Source organism: Catellatospora sp. TT07R-123, assembly GCF_018327705.1.
Classification (GTDB): Bacteria; Actinomycetota; Actinomycetes; order Mycobacteriales; family Micromonosporaceae; genus Catellatospora.
Genome location: NZ_BNEM01000001.1, coordinates 202,267 through 220,135, shown reverse-complemented (window position 1 = coordinate 220,135; position 17,869 = coordinate 202,267). Strand labels below are relative to the sequence as shown.

The window sequence follows — 17,869 nt, the reverse complement described above, 5'->3', positions numbered from 1 at the left end:
CCGGTTCCTAGTCGCGGTAGACGAAGCCGCCCGCGGCGGGCTTCGACTGCTGGGGCAGGGTGGTGCCGGTGTCGGGCCGGGTCAGCGGCAGGTCGTCGACCTCGGTGGCCGCGGCCCGGCGCGAGTCGCCGTCCGGCACCGTCGTCGCCGCGGAGCCGGTCGGAGCCGCCTGGCCGGCCGGGGCCGCAGGCTCGGCCCGATCCGGCAGCCGGTCGATCTCGTCGGCGATGGCCGCGAGCGCGAGCGTGAGCCGGCGCAGCACCGCCCCGGCCAGATCGATCGGCGCCTCACTGGTGGCCTGGCACATGATCCCCAGCCCGCGCAGGTCGGGGCTGTCCCCGGACACCATGCCGGCGAGGCTGCCGACCAGGCTCGCCCAGCTGCGCACCGTCGGCGGCTGCGCGGCCTCCGGCAGCGCCGGGGCCAGCCGCCGCAGCGAGCGCCGCAGCACGCCGGGCAGTTCGGCCGGGTCGAGCTGTTCTCGCAGCGGCGCCAGCGCCATCACGAACTCGCGCCGCGCGACGACCGGTCCGGCGAACACCCGCAACGCGATGGTCTCGACCCGGTCGTGCGCCGTGGCGATCTCCTCCAGCTCGTGGTTGATGTGCGCGGCTCCGTGCCGCGTCGAGGCGGCGCGCAGCAGGTCCCGGGCCGCGGTGTCGAGCTGCTGCTGGGCCGGTGCCGACAGCGGGCCCCGGACCCGGTGGGTCACCCCGGCGCCCACCCCGGAGAAGTATTCGACCAGCACGTCGAGGCCGCCGATCGCGGTCGGGTCGCCGCCGCCGACGTTCACCAGCTCCTGGAGCAGGTCGTGGTTCGGGGTGAAACCGACCTGGTCCCGATACTTGCGCAGGTACAGCTCGCGGGTGCTGATGCCGAGCGCGTGCAGGCGGATGTGCATGTCGCGGTGCAGGTGGGTCATCAGGCTGACCGGTTCGGTGGTCGCCTCCAGGATCTCGCCGGTGGCCTTCTCGCCGCGGGGGACCCAGTCGGCCCCGTCGCTGACCAGGATCACCAGGCGGTCGTTGCCCGGTCGGCCGTGCTGGTAGATCAGGTCCGCGGCGGCGTGCAGGGCGTTGCCGATACTGGTGCCGCCGTCGGCCCGCAGCAGCGTGATCGCGTCCCGGAACTGCGCGATCACCTCGGGCGGCGAGTCGCCGTCCAGCTGCGCCATGCCGCCCTGGCGGGGGAAGCGCGGCGTGGCCGCGGTGTTGAAGCCCAGCATCGCGATCCGCGACACCCGGCCCGACACCCGCAGCCGCACCTCCAGCAGATCCCGCAGCGCCTGCTGGAGCGCCTCCATCCGCCGGATCTCGCCGGTACGGCGCAACGCCAGCGCCGACTCGCGGGGGATGGGGATGTCCTCGGTGTCCATGGAACCGCTGCAATCGGCGAGGATCACGATGTCCACACCGGCCTTGACGCCCGGCGCGAACAGCTCGATCCTGGTCCGCGGCCCGATCCGGGCGATCACGTCGCGCTGGCCGCCGGTGCCGACCTCGGTCACCCGGTACGGCACGTCCGCCACGTCCAGCAGTAGGTCACCGCCGCTCGACGCGACCCACAGCAGCGAGCCGGCCAGTCCCGCCCCGGCGATCTGGGTCTTGGTCTGCTCGATCTCCTCGGGCTTGAGCTCGGTCGGCAGCTCCAGGACCAGCTGCGACGCCTCGACCACCGGGCGCGTCGAGATGCTCCAGGGGACGTCGTCGCCGAGGTTCAGCTGGTGGAACAGGTCCTCACCGACGGCCAGGGTCCGGGCCGGGACGTCGGGATGGGAGACCAGGTCGACGGCCGTGTGGCGGGAACCGCCCGCCGCCGCCACGGTCAGCAGCGCCGGACCGCTCGTCCCCGCGTTCGGTGCGACACCGATCCGCTGCCCCGAGATGAGTCCCCGGGCGGGCAGGCCGACCGCGCGGTGATCCTTCGAACTGATCATCGGTGTCCCCCGCCGCGCTTGTCGTCGTCGATCCGCACTGTCACGCCACCCGGCTCCTGAAGGGACAGCTGCTGGGCGAAGAAGTCGATGTTCGCCCTGTCCCGGCCCTTGAACGCGCCCCGGTACTGCTCGGGCACCTTGACGAACAGCAGGCCCGGCTGGGCGGCCCCCTGCACCTGCCGGGGCGCGCGGTAGCTGGCCAGCGAGATCGACCGGGCGACCGCGTCGGCGTCGTGGCGGACCACCTGCCGCACCAGCGCCCGCAACTGCTCCACCAGCTGGGCGCCGCGCATGTTGGCGCCGCCGATCTCCTGCTTCTCCTGCTGCCAGGGCTTGCGTACGCGGCCCCGCTGGTCACCGGCCCGGCGCTCCTGTAGCAGCTGCCGCAGCCGCGCGCGGTCCGGGCCTGCGGCGAACCCGTTCTCCAGCTTGGACAGGGTGGAGAAGATCCAGTCGAAGTCGAGCGCGAGCGCGGCGTGGCGGGGCCGGATGCTGTGGGCGAACCCGCGCAGGCTCGGCAGCGGCTCCGCGCCGCCGCGGCGCAGCGACCGGTTGTAGGTCGCGACCACGATCTGGCGCACCAGCTCCTCCGCCGTGACCTGCGGCAGGCTGCGCGAGTGCCGGGCACATAGAGCCAGCCCCAGCGCCTCGCCCCCGAACACCTGCCACCGGCGCAGATGCATGGCGCACACCCGGGCGCCGCACGGGTCCACGCCCGCGTCGACGATCTCGCACGGGCTCGCCCCGATGTTGCGGCACGACCCGATCTCGCAGCGCGGGAACTTCTCGGCGAAGCAGGACGGGCAGTACGCGTGGTCGGGGTCGTGCGGGTGCACCACCCGGTGCCGGTCGCAGTGGGCCTTCTGCGAGCGGCAGCTGCGCCCGGTGCAGCGGAAGGAGGCCGTCCCGCCGCACTCGGCGCACGTCGGGCGGTGCTTCTCGCAGGTCGGGAGCAGCGAGCCGTCCAGGATCAGGACGTGGTCGTCGCACAGGCGCGCCGAGCGGTCCTCGCCGCAGTCCCGGCACAGGAACGGCCCGTACTTCGGGCAGCGCTGGCACCGGTAGCGGATCTGCGGCGGGTCCAGCACCGTCGTGATCTGGAACGTGGTGCCCGGACTGACGACGGGGCTGCTGGCCGGATTGATCCGCACGACCCGTACGTGGATGTCGCCGTTCGGGTGGCCGAGGGTGTGCACCGGCCGGGCGCTGAGGTCGCGGTCGACCAGCGCGCCCTCGATCTGGTCCCACAGCGCCTGCAACTCGGCCGGATCGAGCAGGGCCCGGCCCGCCTTCTCCTGCCGGTACTCGCGGATGTCGAGCACGACCTCGATGTCGGCGGCTGTCACCGGTTGTCTCCTCGTCCTGGTCGCCGCTGGTCGTTGCGCCGGTGCGGCTGGTCGCCCCGGCCGCTGCCCGCCGCGGGCTGGCCGGGCCGCTTGGCCGGGCCCGACGTCCCGACCCCGCCCCTGCGTGCGGCGATGATCGCGGTCCACTCGTCGAGCAGCAGGCTGGTCCGGCCCGGGGCGAGCTGGCCGGCCGCCGTCAGGCAGGGACCGCCGGGGCCCTGGTTCAGCAGCACGTGCGCGGCGATGCCCGCGAACTTCGCGCCCTGGTCGGCGGCCCACCCGCGCAGCAGCTCGTCCTCGGTCGCCGCCCGCGCCAGGCCGAGCTGGGGCAGGTCGATGGCGGCGATGAGCGGGAACAGCTCCTGCGAGGTCGCCCTCAGGTTGTCCAGCTCCTTGGCCAGCGTGTCGGTCAGCAGCGACCGGGCCAGCTGCCGCGCCGGAACCGGGGCGCTGCCCGGCCCGTCCTTGGACATGCGCGAGCTCAGCCCCCGGGCGACGGCGCGGGCGCGGTTCTCCTCCAGCCGCCGCTGCGGCAGGTGGCCGAGCCGGCGCCCGTCCTGCACGAGGCGCCGGGCGTGCATGGCCAGCGCGGCCAGCAGCAGCACGTGCGCCCGGGCGGCCGCCACGCTCGCGCCCTCGACGCAGCGCACGGTGACGGTCAGCGTGCCGTCGTCCTCCTTCGACGGGAACACGTCCATCCGCTCCAGCTGCGCCACCCCGTCCACCCGCCGCAGCTCGGTGATGACCCGCTCCAGGTGCATGGGCGCGGTGGAGGCCAGGTAGCGCGCCGCCACGTGCTCGCGGGAGGTGGCCAGCCAGTACGACCCGCTGGTGGCTACGGTGCCGGTCCGGCAGGTCAGCGCGACCAGCAGCGGGACGTGCTCCCGCAGCAGGTTGCACAGCACCTCCTGCTCGGCGGGCGAGGCCACCTCCAGGGTGTGCACGTCGCCGCCGGCGGGGGTGATCCCGCCCGGGCCGGGCACGGTCGTCGGCAGGACCGCCGCGCCGCCGGTGCCGACCGTGCCGATCGCCCGGGACAGCTGGGCGGCCCAGGCGTCGCGGCTGTCGGGGCTGCCCAGCCACGTCAGCGGGGTCACGGCATACCAGAGCCCGTCGCGTCTGGCGGGTTCGAGCCGGATCCCGCCCACCGTCGCCGCCTGTGGGGCCTGGCGGCCGCCGGTGACGGTGAAGCACTTGTCCACCCGCTGGCGCAGCGGCCCCACGCGGGTCAAACCGACGAGCATCAGTGGCGCCCTTCGTACGTGGTCGAGATCTCCGTGGCCGGGGCCTCGTGGTCGTGCTCGGGCGGGCGCCTGGGGTCGGCGAGGAACCGCTGCCCCGACAGCTCCAGGACGACCACGCCGCCGAGCCGGACCTGGCCGCGGTCGGCGACGTTGACCCAGTCGCCCGGGTTCAGGCGCCGGAAGTCGGCCGCCCCCGGGTTGCGCACCTCGGTGCCGTTGGCCGACTCCATGTCCACCACAGACAGCGCTCCCTGTTCGTCGAGCCGGACCGCCACGTGCTGGCGGCTGAGCCGGTTGATCCTGGCGGGGGAGCGGGGCAGCCCGTCGAGGCTGACCCCGCACTCCAGCCGGCCGCGGCCGAGGACCACCGGGGTGCCCGCCTCCAACGGGAAGCGGATGATCTCGGTGTCCGGATCGTCGGCGGCCGACACGATGAGCTGACGGACAGCTGCGCGGGGGCCGAGCGCGGTCAGCGGCGCCCGGCAGCTCGGGCAGGTCGCGCGGTCGTCGCGGTCGACCTCCGGCCACAGCAGCAGCGCGTCCTGCCACAGCCTCGCCTGTAGGCACCGCGGGTTCGCGCAGCGCCAGCGCGTCAGCAGGATCTCCCGGTGCCGCCTGGTGTCCAGGCCGACCCGCTTGAGCTCCTTGGCCTCCTCGTGCTGCGAGACCAGCTGGTGCGGGGCGCTGGTGATGCCGAGCGGCTCGAACGACACGGCCCGGCCGTCGGCCCGCCAGCGCAGGAAGCGTTCCGGGTGCTGCTCGATCCAGCGATGGTGGCGCCGGTGGTCGAGGTAGTGGTCGCGGGTGACGACCCACAGGCCGCTCTCGGCCGCCTGCCGCAGGATGAGCTCGTCCGCGACCGGGGCGGTCTGGATGTCCAGCTCCCGGGCGACCGAGGGCCACCGGGAGCGGTCCCGCGGCGGCAGGCAGTGGCGCAGGGACCGGTCCGCCACGAGCGTCATCGGCGCGTCGGCGCCGTGCAGGCCGCGCCACGCCGTGATCAGGGTGTCCAGCCGGCCGAGCACCGGCCCCGGCGCGCCGTGGGCGCGCGGGGCCAGGTCACCGGACCAGCAGACGTTGGACACGTCCACCACGACCGCCCCAGGATGTGCCATCCCGACACTCTAACCACGAGCAACCAGGCGGATGCCGTGAAACGCGGAGGCCGGGACAATCGGCGGACCACAGTGGACAGACGGCCGGGTCGCGGCTCGGCCGGAACGCGGCCGCCGTGTCACCGCCGCATCACGCCCGGCGGCGGGCGCCTCCGGTCGCGGCGAGGTACGCGGCGACCAGCGCCGCGGCGAGCACCACGAGCGACGGGCCCAGGGCCTCGACCCCGGCGGCGCCCATCACGACGCCGATGGCCGCCGGGATGACCGAGCCGCCGAGCCCGGCGCCCGCCATCTGCAGCCCGATGGTCCGGTCGGCGTGCGCCGCCCCGACCCGCTCCGCGGTCAGCAGGGTGAACATGGGGAACACCGCGGCCGCGGCGAAGCCGATGACCATGAAACCGAACGCGGCCAGCCAGCCCGGACCCGGGATCGCGACCAGCACCGCTCCGGCCGCCATCCCGCCGATCGACCAGATCACCACCCGGCCCGGCAGGAACCGGTGCGCGGCGAAGCCCTGGAGCACCCGCCCGGCGAACAGGCTGCCCCAGTACAGCGACACGCATACGCCGGCGACCGCGTCGCCCATGCCGCGCCCCTCGGTGAGCAGCTGGTACGCGAACAGGCCCGCCGCGACCTCCAGCGCGACGTACACGGCGATGGTCAGCACGCTGAACCACACGGCGGGCAGCGCGAGGGTGTCGCGGGCGCGCACCGGCCCGGCGTGCGCCTCGTGCGGCTGCTGCGCGTACGCGGGCCGCTGCGCCCACTGCCGGGCGGTGAGCGCGAACGCCAGCGCGAGCGCGGCCTGCCCGCTGGCGACGAGCAGGTAGCCGGGGCGCCACGCGTCGGCGTACTGGATCGAGGCGGTCATGATCAGCGGGCCCATCGCGACGCCGAGGCCGAAGAAGGCGTGCAGCCAGTTCATGTGCCGGGGGCCGAACGCCGAGGCGGCGTACGCGTTGAGGCCCGCGTCGATCGCGCCGCCCGCCAGCCCCGCCGCCAGCGCGGCGGTCATCGTCACCGCGATCGCGGGGGACAGGCCGTACCCGAACAGGGCCGCGCTGGCCAGCGCGGTGCTGCCCGCGAGCAGCCGCCCGACCCCGAGCCGGGCCAGCACGAACCCGGCGGTCACGGTCGACACCAGGTAGCCGCAGGTCGCCGGGATGAGCAGCAGGCCGATCGTCTCCCGGGACACGTGCAGGTCCGCGCTCATCGACGGCCACGCCACGCCGAGCAGCCCGTCGGGCAGCCCGAGGCTGATGAAGGCGAAGTACGCCAGGAGGAGCAGGGACATGCGGACCGGGGCGGTGGTGCGAGTGCTCACCCGGTGATCATGCCGGACGCGGCGTCCCCCGGCCACACCGCGCGGCGGCCGGGAGCCCCGGCAGACCGGTCAGGCCGGTGACGCGGTCAACGGCCGGGCGTGTGCAGCAGCCGCCGGCCGGTGGACGGGTCCGGGTGGTCCAGCCGCGGGGCGCAGTGCCGGAAGAACACGTCGGCGACCAGGTCGCGGCGGCTGCGTACCCCCGTCTTGTCGAAAACCGACTTCAGGTGGTCCTGGACGGTCAGCGCCGACATCCGCAGCGCGCCCGCGATCTGCGCGGTGGACCGGCCGAGCAGCACCTGCCGGGTGACGTCGTGTTCGCGGGCGGTCAGCCCGTAGGCGTCGAGGATCAGCGCGACCAGCTCGCCGGGTTGCGGCGGGGCCAGCGCGACCGTGGTCAGCCCCCCGCTGCGCCAGGCGTACAGGGACACCCACTGCCGGGACCGGGTCGCGGCTCGGGCACGTACCACGGTGTCAGGTGGCACCGCCCGGGTGCGGGTCGCGATCGCCGCCACCGCGTACGGCAGCCGGCCCGGCGGCGCGGCCGGGATCTCCTGGATCTCGCCGAGCCAGTGCTGCGCGGTCGGGCTGGCCGAGGCCACGTCGTGGCCGTCATCGAGGACGATCATGCCGGGGGCGTCGGGCGCGGCGCTGTCAGCGTGCCCGACGGCCAGCAGCGAGCGCCGCAGCGCCCCCGCCGCCGGTGCGCTGATCGCGGCGGCCACCTGGAGGTCGTCGTCGCCGAATCCGGCCGACCCGGCCCGCGCCAGCACCAGCAGCCCCCACGTCCGGCCGCCCTCGCGCAGCAGCACCCGCAGCTCGTCGGCGAGCCCCAGCGGACGCAGGATCTCGGTGAAGTATCTGCTGGAGGCCAGGTCGCCGCCGGTGGAGCGGCTGAGGGCGCTGGCCGCGGCGGGGCGGGTGGCGAGATTGCGCAGGCTGTCGACGTCGTCGGCCTCGACATGCTCGATCTCGAACAGGCGCGGCATGACGTCGTGGGGCAGGCCGTGCGTGTACAGGCCGCCGGTGTGGAGCAGCGTGGACGGGTCCAGCACGACCGCGGACCAGACGTCGGCGGGCACTTCGCGCAGCAGCGACGCGGCGGCCTGGGCCAGCACCTGCAACGGGCCGGCATCGGGCGGCAGCCGCGAGTCCAGGTTGCGGACCAGTGCATCCCGCCGTCGGCTCACCTTGCGGACGGTTCGGTTCATGGCGCGGCGCTCCGTGGGTCGGGGTGGGCCGGGGCGCGGCCCGGCGGGACGGGCGGGTGCGGCAGGACCGGGCCCGGACCGCACCGTCCGGCGGGTCCGGGCCCGGCCGCTCACGCCCTGGCCTGGTACGGGGCGAGGATCCGGTCCACCAGCGCGGTCCACTGCTCGGTGCTGTAACCCGGGTCCGGCATGGTGATGATCTGGAACGCGATCTGGTGCGGGTAGTGCGGGAACAGGTCGCCGTAGGCGTTGTCGAGCTTCTCGTCGCCCTCGATGGCCGAGGTCCGCTGGAGGGTCAGCTGCATGCCGTTCTCGGCATGGCGCAGCGTGGCCAGCACCGGCTTGTCGCGCAGCACCGTCGCCCCCTCCGGCGGGGTGTCCGAACTGGTCCCCAGCACCGTCAGCACCTTCACCAGCTGCTTGGTGTCGGCGTCGTGCTGGCCGTGGTAGCACGACGGCAGCAGCTCGACGCGGTGGTCGTAGAAGCGGTAGGTGTCGGCGCCCTTGTTGGCGTCGGTGACGGTACTGCTCGGCACGATCAGGCACGGGATGTCGTCGCGGCGGCGCCCGAACAGCTCGGCAGACGACGAGCCGTCCAGCAGCCCGAGCAGCAGGTCCAGGTGGGCTCGGTGCAGGTCGGACGAGCCGTGCCGCTCGAACCCGGGCGTGTCGTCGACGATGTGGCTGGTCCGCAGGTGGACCACGACCCTGCCGTCGCCGCGCACCGCGGCCAGGTTGTGCGTCACGATCCCGGCCGCGCTGCCCGGCTTGGTGTAGTAGGCGTCGAACACCTTCGCCCAGTCGGACTTCGCCGGCGCCGGGCTGTAGAGCAGCCGGGCCGCCGCCGTGGGCATGCCGGAGGCGTCCGGCAGCACCGTGCCGCAGGCCTTGACCGCGTCGGTGACCGTACGGCCGAAGGCCTCGGCCGCGGCGGTGTCGGGCAGCACCGTGACGCTGCCGATGAGCGTGACGCTCTCCAGCGCCTCCTTGTTGGTGTACTGCGCGGCGAACGTGGTGACCGAGGCGCCGGACGGCTGGGCGACCCCGTTCTCGTCCGAGCCCGCGCAGACCGGGATCCTGTCGTCGGCGTCGAGCCGGTCGGTGCTGGCCCAGTCCACCGGCTGCTCGCCCAGCGCCGAAGACCACGCGTGGGCGACGGGCAGCCGCTGCCACACCTCGTCAGCGCTGAGGGTGAACGCCGCGGCGCCCGGGCCGGCCTTGCCGCCGGGCCCGCACGCCGACGCCAGCAGTCCGGCGACGGCGAGCGCGATGATCGCCCGCGACGCGCGCAGTCCTGTCTGCCTCATATCGCAACCTCTTCTCCGGTCGGGTCAGGTGTGCAGGTGCCATGCGGACAGTCGACGGGCCTGGCGCACTTCGGCAGGCGGAGAGTGGTGCCCTGCCGGGGGGAGCGGTCCGGTCCACGACTTCTCCGTGACGGCGAAAGGACATCACGCCACGTCATTCCAGCGCTTTGCCGCATTGCGGCCGACCCTCTTCCGGCAGCATTCCGAATTGCTTCCGAGGCCACTTGTCAATTTCGATGTGCCCACCCGGCCCAAATGGCGCCGGAATTCGGCTCGCGGTGAGGTCTGGTGCCCGGGCCGCACGCTCGATACAGTCCCGCAATGACACCCGTCGCCCCGTCGCCCATCGCGCCGGCATCCGGGGGTTCCCGGTTGCTTAGCGGGCTGTTGCTGGTCGCTGTCATCGGTCTCATCGTCCTGATCGTCCGCTGGCCCGATCCGCCGCCGGACGTCCAACCGCCGACCCCGCCCGGCGGCCTGACCCTCGGCGCGACGACCTGCAGGTCGATCTCGCTGAGCTGGGGGCCGTCGACGGACGACACCGACGTCGTGGGCTACGACGTCCACCAGGGCGGCCAGGTCGTCGCGAGCGTCGGCGGCGACAGCCGCTCCGCCGACGTCGCGGGCGTGCCCGGCCAGGCATGGGAGCTCCACGTCACCGCCCGCGACGCGGCCGGCAACGCCTCCGCGGCCGGCGGTTCGGTCGCGGTCACCCCGCCGCAGTGCGGGTCCGACACCACGGCGCCCGGCGCCCCCGCCGGCGTCAAGGCCACCGCCGACGGCACCAGCGTCACCATGAGCTGGGCCGCCGCCACCGACGACGTCGCCGTGGCGGCGTACGACGTCTTCCGGGACGGGCAGAAGGTGGGCACCGTCGGCGGCGCCGGGTCGCTCGGCTTCGTCGACTTCGGCGTGGCCGCCGCCACCAGCCACCGATACCAGGTCAGCGCCCGCGACGGCCAGGGCAACACCTCCTCGCCCAGCGCCGCGGTCGACGTGACCACCGGCAAGGACTGCACGCTGCTGTGCGCGATCACGCCGGTGGCCAGGGACACCGCCGTCGTGTTCGGTCTGGCGCAGCTGCCCGACGGCACGGTGCTCTACGGCCGCCGCGACCAGCGTGAGGTCGTCCGGCTGGACCCGAAGACCGGGCAGACCACCTCGCTCGGGCAGGTGCCCGGCGCGGTCAGCACCGGCGGCGACGGCGGGCTGCTCGGCATCGCCGTCGCGCCCACGTACGCCAAGGACCGCTGGGTCTACCTCTTCTTCACCACCGCGACCGACAACCGGATCGTGCGGCTGCACCTGCGCGGCAACGGGCTGGACACCGGCTCGATGCAGTCGATGCTGGTCGGCATCCCCCGGGGCAGGATCCACAACGGCGGGCGGCTGCGCTTCGGGCCCGACGGCAAGCTGTACGCGGCCACCGGCGACGCGGGCCGGCCGCGTCTGGCGCAGGACCAGTCCAGCCTCGCCGGAAAGGTGCTGCGGCTCAACCTCGACGGCACCGTCCCCGCGGGCAACCCGTTCGGCGGCTACATCTGGAGCTTCGGCTACCGCAACCCGCTGGGCATGGCCTTCGACTCCCACCGGGGCCTGTGGGTGCAGGAGCCCGGCGAGACCACCGACGACGAGAGCAACCACGTCGTCAAGGGCGGCAACTACGGCTGGCCCGCCTGCGACGGCGCGCAGAACGCCGCCGGCGGCGACTGCGACGCACCCGGCGCGCGCCAGCCGCAGTTCGCGTTCTCCGTCGGGGAGGGCGGCTGCGGCGGTGTCGCCATCATCCGCGACGTCGCGTACCTCGCCTGCGCGACCGGTTCCCGGCTGTGGCGGCTCGTCCTGGACGGCGACACGGTCACCGACGCGCAGGCGCTGCTCACCGGCGCCTACGGGCAGCTGATCACCGTCGAGCCGAGCGCGGACGGCACCCTGTGGCTCGCCGCGAGCACCCGCACCGCCACCGGCACCGAGACGCAGCTGCTGCGGCTCACCCTTCCGCCGAGGGCCTGACAGCGACGGCGGGGCGCCCCGATCCGGGCGCCCCGCCCCACCGCGCGTCCTTCGCCGCGCCCGCCCGCCGCCGCGCCCGGACCGCGTAGCGTGGGTACGGTGCGCGTGACGACGTGGAACGTGAACTCCGCGAAGCAGCGGCTGCCCCGGCTGCTGCCCTGGCTCGACCAGCGGCAGCCCGACGTCGTCTGCCTACAGGAGACGAAACTGGCCGACGACGCGTTCGGCGAGCTGCTCGGCCCGGAACTGGCCGCCAGGGGGTACGAGTTCGTCTCCCACGGCGAGGGCCGCTGGAACGGCGTGGCGATCCTGTCCCGGGCCGGTCTGGACGACGTGGCCACCGACCTGCCCGGCGCGCCCGGGTTCCCGCACCCGGAGGCCCGCGCGGTCGCCGCGACCTGCGGCGGGGTGCGGGTGCACTCGGTGTACGTCCCGAACGGGCGCACCCCCGACTCCGACCACTACCGGTACAAGCTGGCCTGGCTGGCCGCCCTGCGCCAGGCCGTCGCCGCCGGGCCGCAGGCGGCCGTGGTCTGCGGCGACGTCAACATCGCCCCGACCGACGCCGACGTGTTCGACCCGGCCGCGTTCGTCGGCAGCACCCACGTCACGCCCGCCGAGCGGGCGGCGCTGGCCGACCTGCAATCGCTGGGCCTGCGTGACGTGGTCCGCGACCGGTGGCCCACCCAGCGGGTCTTCACGTACTGGGACTACCGCGCCGGGATGTTCCACCAGGACCTCGGCATGCGCATCGACCTGATCCTGGCCTCGGCGCCGGTCGCCGACCGGGTCCGGGCCGCATGGGTGGACCGGCACGCGCGCAAGGGCACCGGCCCCAGCGACCACGCCCCGGTGGTCGTGGACCTGGACGAGGCGCCCGACGGCGACATCGGCCCGGTCGTGCCGCCCCCGTCGGCCCCGGCGACCCGGCGCGGCGCCCGGTCGGCCGGCCCGAGCAGCCCCAGCTGACGGCGGCTACGGCGCGGGGTCGGGCCGGAACTCCAATCCCGGCTCGCCCGGCCCGCGCCGGTAGAGCTGCCGGCGCAGCGCCCGCCACAGCCGCCGCTCCTGCTCCAGTGTCGTCGGCACGGCGAGCCCCAGCTGCCGCAGCGCCGTTCGCCGGTGCAGGTCGAAACAGGACCGCACCAGGTCGCCGAAGGCCGCCCCGGCCCGGACCGAACCCCGGTACGCCACCACCGCCGTGACGACCGCGGCCGCCGACAGGGCCGCCCACAGCGTCCACGCCGTGCCCAGCAGCAGTACCGGCACCAGCCCGAGCAGCGGGAACGCGGTCCCGAGGCTGGCCATCATCACGAACATGCCCAGCCGCGACCGGGCCTGGTCCACCGCCGTCCGGATGTCGGCGGGCAGGACCAGGTACAGCCGGGGCCAGAAGAACGCGGCGTCGGCGCCGTAGCGCGCCTCGTCGCCGGAGTACGCCTCCGCCGCCTGGAGCACATTGCCCAGCCGGGTCGGCAGGACCTCGTCCGAGCGCGGCGGGAACCCGTAGTAGCGGCGCTGGTAGCCGTCGTGCGTCGCGGGGTCGAGCCGGTCGCGGCGGCGCCGCTCCCGCCGGATGCCGCGTCCGGCCATCGCCCGCCCGAGCGGGCTGGGCCAGTACCCCTGCCACAGGCGGGTCAGGCCGACGATCTGGCTGCCCGCCGCCGCTCCGAAGATCATCACCAGGGCGAGCACCCCGCCCGCCGCGTACGCCTGTTCCAGCCCGCTCAGTCCGCGCCACAGCGCGCCCCACCGGGACCAGCCGGTGCCCTGCGCGACCAGCACGGCGAGCGCGCTCCAGAACACCAGGCTCGGCCCGAGCACGTTGAGCACGAACCGCCGGTCCAGCAGGCCCGTCGCCTTGTCCAGAATCGCCCCCGCCATCACCACCACCTAAGCAGACCGGCGTCCGGTGCGGCGGAGTTCGGCCCAGCCCGCCGCGTCCGATCCCGGCCACGCCAAGATCGACCGAGTTGCCGGGCAGTCGGGCACTTCCGTCCCCTCCCAACGCCCGATCGCCCGGCAACTCGGTCGATCAATGTGGAGGGGTAGGGGTGCGCACGCTGGAAGGGGCGGGCCGGGTCCGGTTCGGCCTACCGTTTGGCATGCGCTCCGACCGTACGGCCGTCGTGATCGGCGCCAGCATGGGCGGCCTGCTCGCGGCCCGCGCCCTCACCGACACCCACGCCCGGGTCCTCGTCGTGGACCGCGACGACCTGCCCGTCGCGGCGGCCGACCGCCGCGGCGTGCCGCAGGGACGGCAGCTGCACGTCCTGCTCGCGCGCGGCCGCCACGCGCTGGAGGAGCTGTTCCCCGGCCTGACCCAGGAGCTGGCCGACCTCACCGTGCCGCTGGTCGACCTGCACGGGCGGGTCCACTGGTACAACGACGGCTACCTGATGGCCAAGCGGCCGTCGGCGCTCATCGCCGCGGGCATGAGCCGTCCGCTGCTCGAACACGCCGTCCGCGCCCGCGTGGCCGCGCTGCCCGGCGTCGAGTTCGCCACCACCACCGAGGCGCTCGGGCTGCTGACCGGCCCCGACCGGCGGCAGGTCACCGGGGTGCGGCTGCGCCACCGCGACGGCACCGAGCGCGCGGTCGCGGCCGACCTGGTCGTCGACGCGTGCGGCCGCGCCTCGCGCAGCCCGCTGTGGCTGGAGGAGCTGGGCTACCCGGTGCCGGCCGAGGAGCGGGTGCGCGTCGACGTCACCTACGTGACCCGGGTGTACCAGCACGAGCCGCACCACCTGGACGGCATGCTCGGGCTGCTGACCAACGCGGTGCCCGGCAACCCGCGCGCCGGGATCGTCGCGGTGCAGCAGGACGGCCGGATCGCGGTCGCGTTCAGCGGCGTCCTCGGCGAGCAGCCGCCCACCGAGGACGAGGAGATGCTCGCCTTCGCGCAGAGCCTGGCCGCGCCCCAGGTCGCCGAGATCGTCAAGTCCGCGCAGCCGCTGACCGACGCGGTCAGCATGCGCTACCCGGCCAGCGTGCGCCGCCGCTACGAGCGGCTGCGCCGGTTCCCCGACGGCTACCTGGTCGTCGCCGACGCCCTGTGCAGCTTCAACCCGATCTACGGGCAGGGCATGACGGTCGCGGCGCTGGAGGCGCTGCTGCTGCGCCGCCTGCTCGCCACGGGAGCCCCGGACCTGAGCCGCCGGTTCTTCCGCGGCAGCGCCCGGCTGATCGACGGCCCGTGGGCGATCGCGGTCGGCACCGACCTGCGGTTCCCGGGGGTCGACGGGCCCCGGTCGGCCAAGGTGCGGTTCGTCAACGCGTACGTGCACCGGCTGCACGCCGCGGCCACCGCCGACCCGGCACTGGGCGCGGCGTTCCTGCGCGTGCTCAACCTGGTGGACCCGCCGACGGCACTGCTGCGGCCGGGCACGGTGCTGCGGGTGCTGCGCGGCTGGCGGCGCGGCGGTCAGCGCGCCCGGTCGGCCGGTCGGGGCCGCTCCGGGTCGGCCAGCGCCACGGCGTAGTCGCAGACGTCGGCCCGGTCCCGGCAGCCGATCTTGGCGATCAGGCTGGCCACGTGCTTCTCGACCGTACGCGGCGAGATGTACAGCCGCCGCGCGATCTCCAGGTTGCCGGGCCGGTCGGTGAGCTGGATGAACACCTCGTACTCGCGTACGGTCACGCCGCGTTCGCGCAGGATCGCCGGGATGTTCTCGTGGCCGTCGCGGCGCTGGGCCACCCGCGCGCCGGTGCGCCGCAGCAGCGACCGGCACGCGCCGACCACCGCGGGCACCTGCGCGGCATGGAAGAACTCCTCGGCGGTACGCAGCCAGCCCGCCGGATCACCCCACCCGTCGTCGATCGCGGCCGGGGCCGTCAGCCGCAGGCCCAGCGCCCGTGCCATCGGGAACGGCTCGGCGGCAGCCTGCGCCAGCTCGAACGTCCGCACCGCCTCGTCGGCCCGGCCCTCCCGCCCCAGCAGCACCGCCCGCGCCAGCAGCAGGAACTGCCGGTTCCAGCGCAGCTCCGCGGCCGGGGCCGCGTCGGCCGCGGCGTACTCGGCCTCGCCCGCGCGATCGGCCAGGACCTCCAGCAGCGTGTGCAGCCCGTAGCGGCCGGACAGGTAGTACACCTGCGGATTGCTGGTCTCCCACGCCACCATCGCGGCCAGTTCGGCCGCGGCCAGTTCGCGGTCCTCCTCCAGCAGCGCGCACACGGCCCGGCACAGGCCCAGCGACAGCGGATACAGCAGCGAGGCGGCACCCCCGTCGTGGGCGAACGCCGCGAGCTGCCGCTCCATGTCGCGGCGGCGCCCGTGGTGGGCCGCCAGCGCCGCCGCGACCAGCAGCAGGTACCGGTGGTCGTGGGCGATGCGCAGCCGCGCGGTGGCGTCCAGGCCCCGGTCGATCATGTCCTGGGCGGTCGCCGGATCGGCGCCCAGCACGGCGCTGAGCGCGAGCACGCTCTCGGCGTTGTGCCCCAGCACGATCGAGCCGAGGTCGAACGCGGACTGGCGGGCCCGCCGCAGCCGGGCGGTGTCGCCGGTACGCATGAAGTCGTTGATGCCCAGCCGCAGCAGCGCCTCGATCCGCCATACCGGCAGGTCGTGCTCCTCGGCCAGCGCGAGGATCCGTTCGAGGTACCGCTCGGCGGTGCCGAACCCGCGCTCGCGGCCCAGCAGCGCCAGCAGCTGGAGAGCCTGGCAGGCGACCTCGGGCAGCGCCCCCTGCTCGGCCTGCTCGGCGGCCAGCTGCGCGAGCTGCTCCGCCCCCGCCCGCGGGTCGTGATCGGAGGCTGGTGCCGACCGGAACACCAGGTGGGCCTCCACCACGGTCAGTGCGGCGGTGTGCTGCGGCCCGGCCGACGGCGGCAGCAGCGCTCGCGCGGCCCTGACCTGGGCCGCCGCGTCGTCGATCCGGTCGCAGGTGACCGCGGTCCAGGCCAGCCGGGTATGCAGTGTCAGCCGCCGTGCCGGGTCCAGCGGGGCGGCACCGGCCGCCGTGGTGGCGTCGATCAGGGCCAGCGCCTGGTCGAGGCGCCCGTGCCCGGCGCTGGCGTGGATCAGTTGCTCGGCGATGGCGGGGCGGTCGTGTGGATCGGCCAGGTGGTATGCCCGGTCGAGCAGCGCCTCGGCGGTCCCGGCCGCCCCGCTGGCCAGGGCGCGGCGCCCGACCTGTGCGTAGTGCCGGGCCGCCGCCGCCGGGCGGCCCGCCTTGAGGTGCAGGTCGGCCAGCAGCAGGCAGCGTTCGTCCGACGGCGCCGGATCGGCGTCCTCGATGGTCGCGGCCGCGTCGCGGGCGATGGAGGCGCTCTCGCCCGGCATCAGCGCGGCCAGGATCGCGTCGGTGGTCAGGGCGTGGCGGAACGTGTACCAGTCGGGCGCCGCACCGTCCGGGGTGATGAAGTACGCGTCGGCGGCGGCGCGCAGGTGGTGGAACAGGTGCCGCTCGTCGTGCCCGGTGACCAGGCGCAGGGTCGGCAGCGCGAACCGCTGCCCGAGCACCGCCGCCGTGATCAGCAGCTCGCGGGTCTGCGGGCCGAGGCGGTCCAGGCGGCGCCGGTAGTTCTGCACGATCGTCGGCGGCACGGCGGCCCCGAGGTCGCCGTCGAGCTGCCAGCGCCCGTCCACGGCGTGCAGCGTGCCCGAGTCGACCATGTCGCTGAGCAGCTCCTCGATGAGGTACGGGTTTCCCGCGCCGTCGCGGACCAGCCGCCGCACGACCGCACCGGGGACCTGTTCGGCCGCCACGTCCAGGCAGGCCGCCGCGATCTGGCCGGTCTCGTCGGCGCTGAGCGCCGCCAGCTGGCACACGGCGGCCGCCCGCCGCTGCCCGGCGGCCGTGGTCACGTCCGTGGCCGGACCCGGTTCCGGGCGCAGCGTCGCCACGATCGCGACCGGCAGGTCGCCGACGTTGTCGAGCAGGTATTCGACGACGGTGACGGTGTCGGGGTCGGCGTCGTGCAGGTCCTCCAGCGCCAGCAGCGCACCGCCGTCGCGGCCGAGCACGACCAGCAGCCGCAGCAGCGCCTCGGACAGTTCGAGCATGCTGTCGGCGCGCTGGGCGGACCCGGCCGTGCGCCACTCGGGGATCAGCCGGGCCAGCGCGGGCCGGTAGGGGTCCAGGTCGGCGGCGGCCGGGGGACCGCCCGTGCGCATGAGCGCCGACAGCGCCTCGGTCAGCGGCCGGAACGCGACGTCGGTGCCGGTGGGGCTGCCGCGCCCGCGCAGCGTACGCATCCCCGCCGCGCTGGCCCGGTAGAGGCACTCGTTGAGCAGCCGCGACTTGCCGATGCCGGCCTCGCCGAGCAGGAACGCCGCGCCGCCCCGCCCGTGGCGCGCACCATCGGTGACGGTGTCCAGCAGGCCGAGTTCCCGCCGCCTGCCGACCAGGATCGGGGAACGGGCAGGCATCGC

The 17,869-nt window shown here is 74.9% G+C and carries 12 protein-coding genes; 3 read left to right on the top strand and 9 right to left on the bottom strand.

Going from position 1 to position 17,869, the window contains the following annotated elements; all coding sequences use genetic code 11:
* Positions 1-7: 7 nt before the first annotated feature.
* From Cs7R123_RS00910 to Cs7R123_RS00880, 7 genes are all read right to left on the bottom strand, one after another.
* Entirely contained in the window at positions 8-1,936 is a 1,929-nt protein-coding gene (locus tag Cs7R123_RS00910; RefSeq protein ID WP_212822661.1) for a vWA domain-containing protein, read from the bottom strand.
* Positions 1,933-3,282, bottom strand: a complete 1,350-nt coding sequence (locus Cs7R123_RS00905) for a hypothetical protein (RefSeq protein WP_212822659.1) — start codon at positions 3,280-3,282, stop codon at positions 1,933-1,935. The genes Cs7R123_RS00910 and Cs7R123_RS00905 overlap by 4 nt, the downstream gene beginning before the upstream one ends.
* Entirely contained in the window at positions 3,279-4,526 is a 1,248-nt protein-coding gene (locus Cs7R123_RS00900) for a hypothetical protein (protein ID WP_212822658.1), read from the bottom strand. Before Cs7R123_RS00900 ends, Cs7R123_RS00905 begins: the two co-directional genes overlap by 4 nt.
* Positions 4,526-5,641, bottom strand: coding sequence for an FHA domain-containing protein (locus tag Cs7R123_RS00895; RefSeq protein ID WP_212822656.1), 1,116 nt, complete (start codon positions 5,639-5,641; stop codon positions 4,526-4,528). Before Cs7R123_RS00895 ends, Cs7R123_RS00900 begins: the two co-directional genes overlap by 1 nt.
* A gap of 130 nt (positions 5,642-5,771) precedes the next feature.
* Entirely contained in the window at positions 5,772-6,965 is a 1,194-nt protein-coding gene (locus Cs7R123_RS00890; protein ID WP_244871531.1) for a sugar MFS transporter, read from the bottom strand.
* A gap of 86 nt (positions 6,966-7,051) precedes the next feature.
* Positions 7,052-8,176: a helix-turn-helix transcriptional regulator gene (locus Cs7R123_RS00885; RefSeq protein WP_212822654.1), complete on the bottom strand. Its 1,125-nt coding sequence runs from the start codon at positions 8,174-8,176 to the stop codon at positions 7,052-7,054.
* Between the two features lie 110 nt (positions 8,177-8,286).
* Entirely contained in the window at positions 8,287-9,483 is a 1,197-nt protein-coding gene (locus tag Cs7R123_RS00880) for a hypothetical protein (protein ID WP_212822652.1), read from the bottom strand.
* 321 nt (positions 9,484-9,804) lie between these two features.
* On the opposite strand from Cs7R123_RS00880, the gene Cs7R123_RS00875 reads away from it, so the two are divergent.
* Positions 9,805-11,496 carry a PQQ-dependent sugar dehydrogenase gene (locus Cs7R123_RS00875; RefSeq protein WP_212822650.1) on the top strand — a complete coding sequence of 564 codons (1,692 nt, stop codon included), beginning with the start codon at positions 9,805-9,807 and terminating at the stop codon, positions 11,494-11,496.
* Positions 11,497-11,595: 99 nt separating this feature from the next.
* Positions 11,596-12,465: an exodeoxyribonuclease III gene (locus Cs7R123_RS00870; RefSeq protein WP_212822648.1), complete on the top strand. Its 870-nt coding sequence runs from the start codon at positions 11,596-11,598 to the stop codon at positions 12,463-12,465.
* Positions 12,466-12,471: 6 nt separating this feature from the next.
* Here the strand turns inward: Cs7R123_RS00870 and Cs7R123_RS00865 are convergent, their stop codons facing one another.
* The gene (locus Cs7R123_RS00865) at positions 12,472-13,380 is read right to left on the bottom strand and encodes a hypothetical protein (RefSeq protein ID WP_212822646.1); all 909 of its coding nucleotides are present in this window, start codon (positions 13,378-13,380) and stop codon (positions 12,472-12,474) included.
* A 221-nt stretch (positions 13,381-13,601) separates the two neighbouring features.
* Between Cs7R123_RS00865 and Cs7R123_RS00860 the strand changes: the two genes are divergently transcribed.
* Complete coding sequence (locus tag Cs7R123_RS00860; RefSeq protein WP_212822644.1) at positions 13,602-14,978, top strand: FAD-dependent monooxygenase; 1,377 nt, start codon at positions 13,602-13,604, stop codon at positions 14,976-14,978.
* Here Cs7R123_RS00860 and Cs7R123_RS00855 read toward each other — a convergent pair.
* Complete coding sequence (locus Cs7R123_RS00855; RefSeq protein WP_212822642.1) at positions 14,921-17,866, bottom strand: LuxR family transcriptional regulator; 2,946 nt, start codon at positions 17,864-17,866, stop codon at positions 14,921-14,923. The two genes, Cs7R123_RS00860 and Cs7R123_RS00855, sit on opposite strands and share 58 nt — an antisense overlap.
* Positions 17,867-17,869: the final 3 nt, after the last annotated feature.

Excerpts from the sequence above, each read along its gene's own strand:
- Cs7R123_RS00860 (WP_212822644.1), top strand. The coding sequence starts at position 13,602 with ATGCGCTCCGACCGTACGGCCGTCGTGATCGGCGCCAGCATGGGCGGC.
- Cs7R123_RS00885 (WP_212822654.1), bottom strand. The coding sequence starts at position 8,176 with ATGAACCGAACCGTCCGCAAGGTGAGCCGACGGCGGGATGCACTGGTC.
- Cs7R123_RS00895 (WP_212822656.1), bottom strand. The coding sequence starts at position 5,641 with ATGGCACATCCTGGGGCGGTCGTGGTGGACGTGTCCAACGTCTGCTGG.
- Cs7R123_RS00900 (WP_212822658.1), bottom strand. The coding sequence starts at position 4,526 with ATGCTCGTCGGTTTGACCCGCGTGGGGCCGCTGCGCCAGCGGGTGGAC.
- Cs7R123_RS00855 (WP_212822642.1), bottom strand. The coding sequence starts at position 17,866 with ATGCCTGCCCGTTCCCCGATCCTGGTCGGCAGGCGGCGGGAACTCGGC.
- Cs7R123_RS00910 (WP_212822661.1), bottom strand. The coding sequence starts at position 1,936 with ATGATCAGTTCGAAGGATCACCGCGCGGTCGGCCTGCCCGCCCGGGGA.
- Cs7R123_RS00875 (WP_212822650.1), top strand. The coding sequence starts at position 9,805 with ATGACACCCGTCGCCCCGTCGCCCATCGCGCCGGCATCCGGGGGTTCC.
- Cs7R123_RS00880 (WP_212822652.1), bottom strand. The coding sequence starts at position 9,483 with ATGAGGCAGACAGGACTGCGCGCGTCGCGGGCGATCATCGCGCTCGCC.
- Cs7R123_RS00865 (WP_212822646.1), bottom strand. The coding sequence starts at position 13,380 with ATGGCGGGGGCGATTCTGGACAAGGCGACGGGCCTGCTGGACCGGCGG.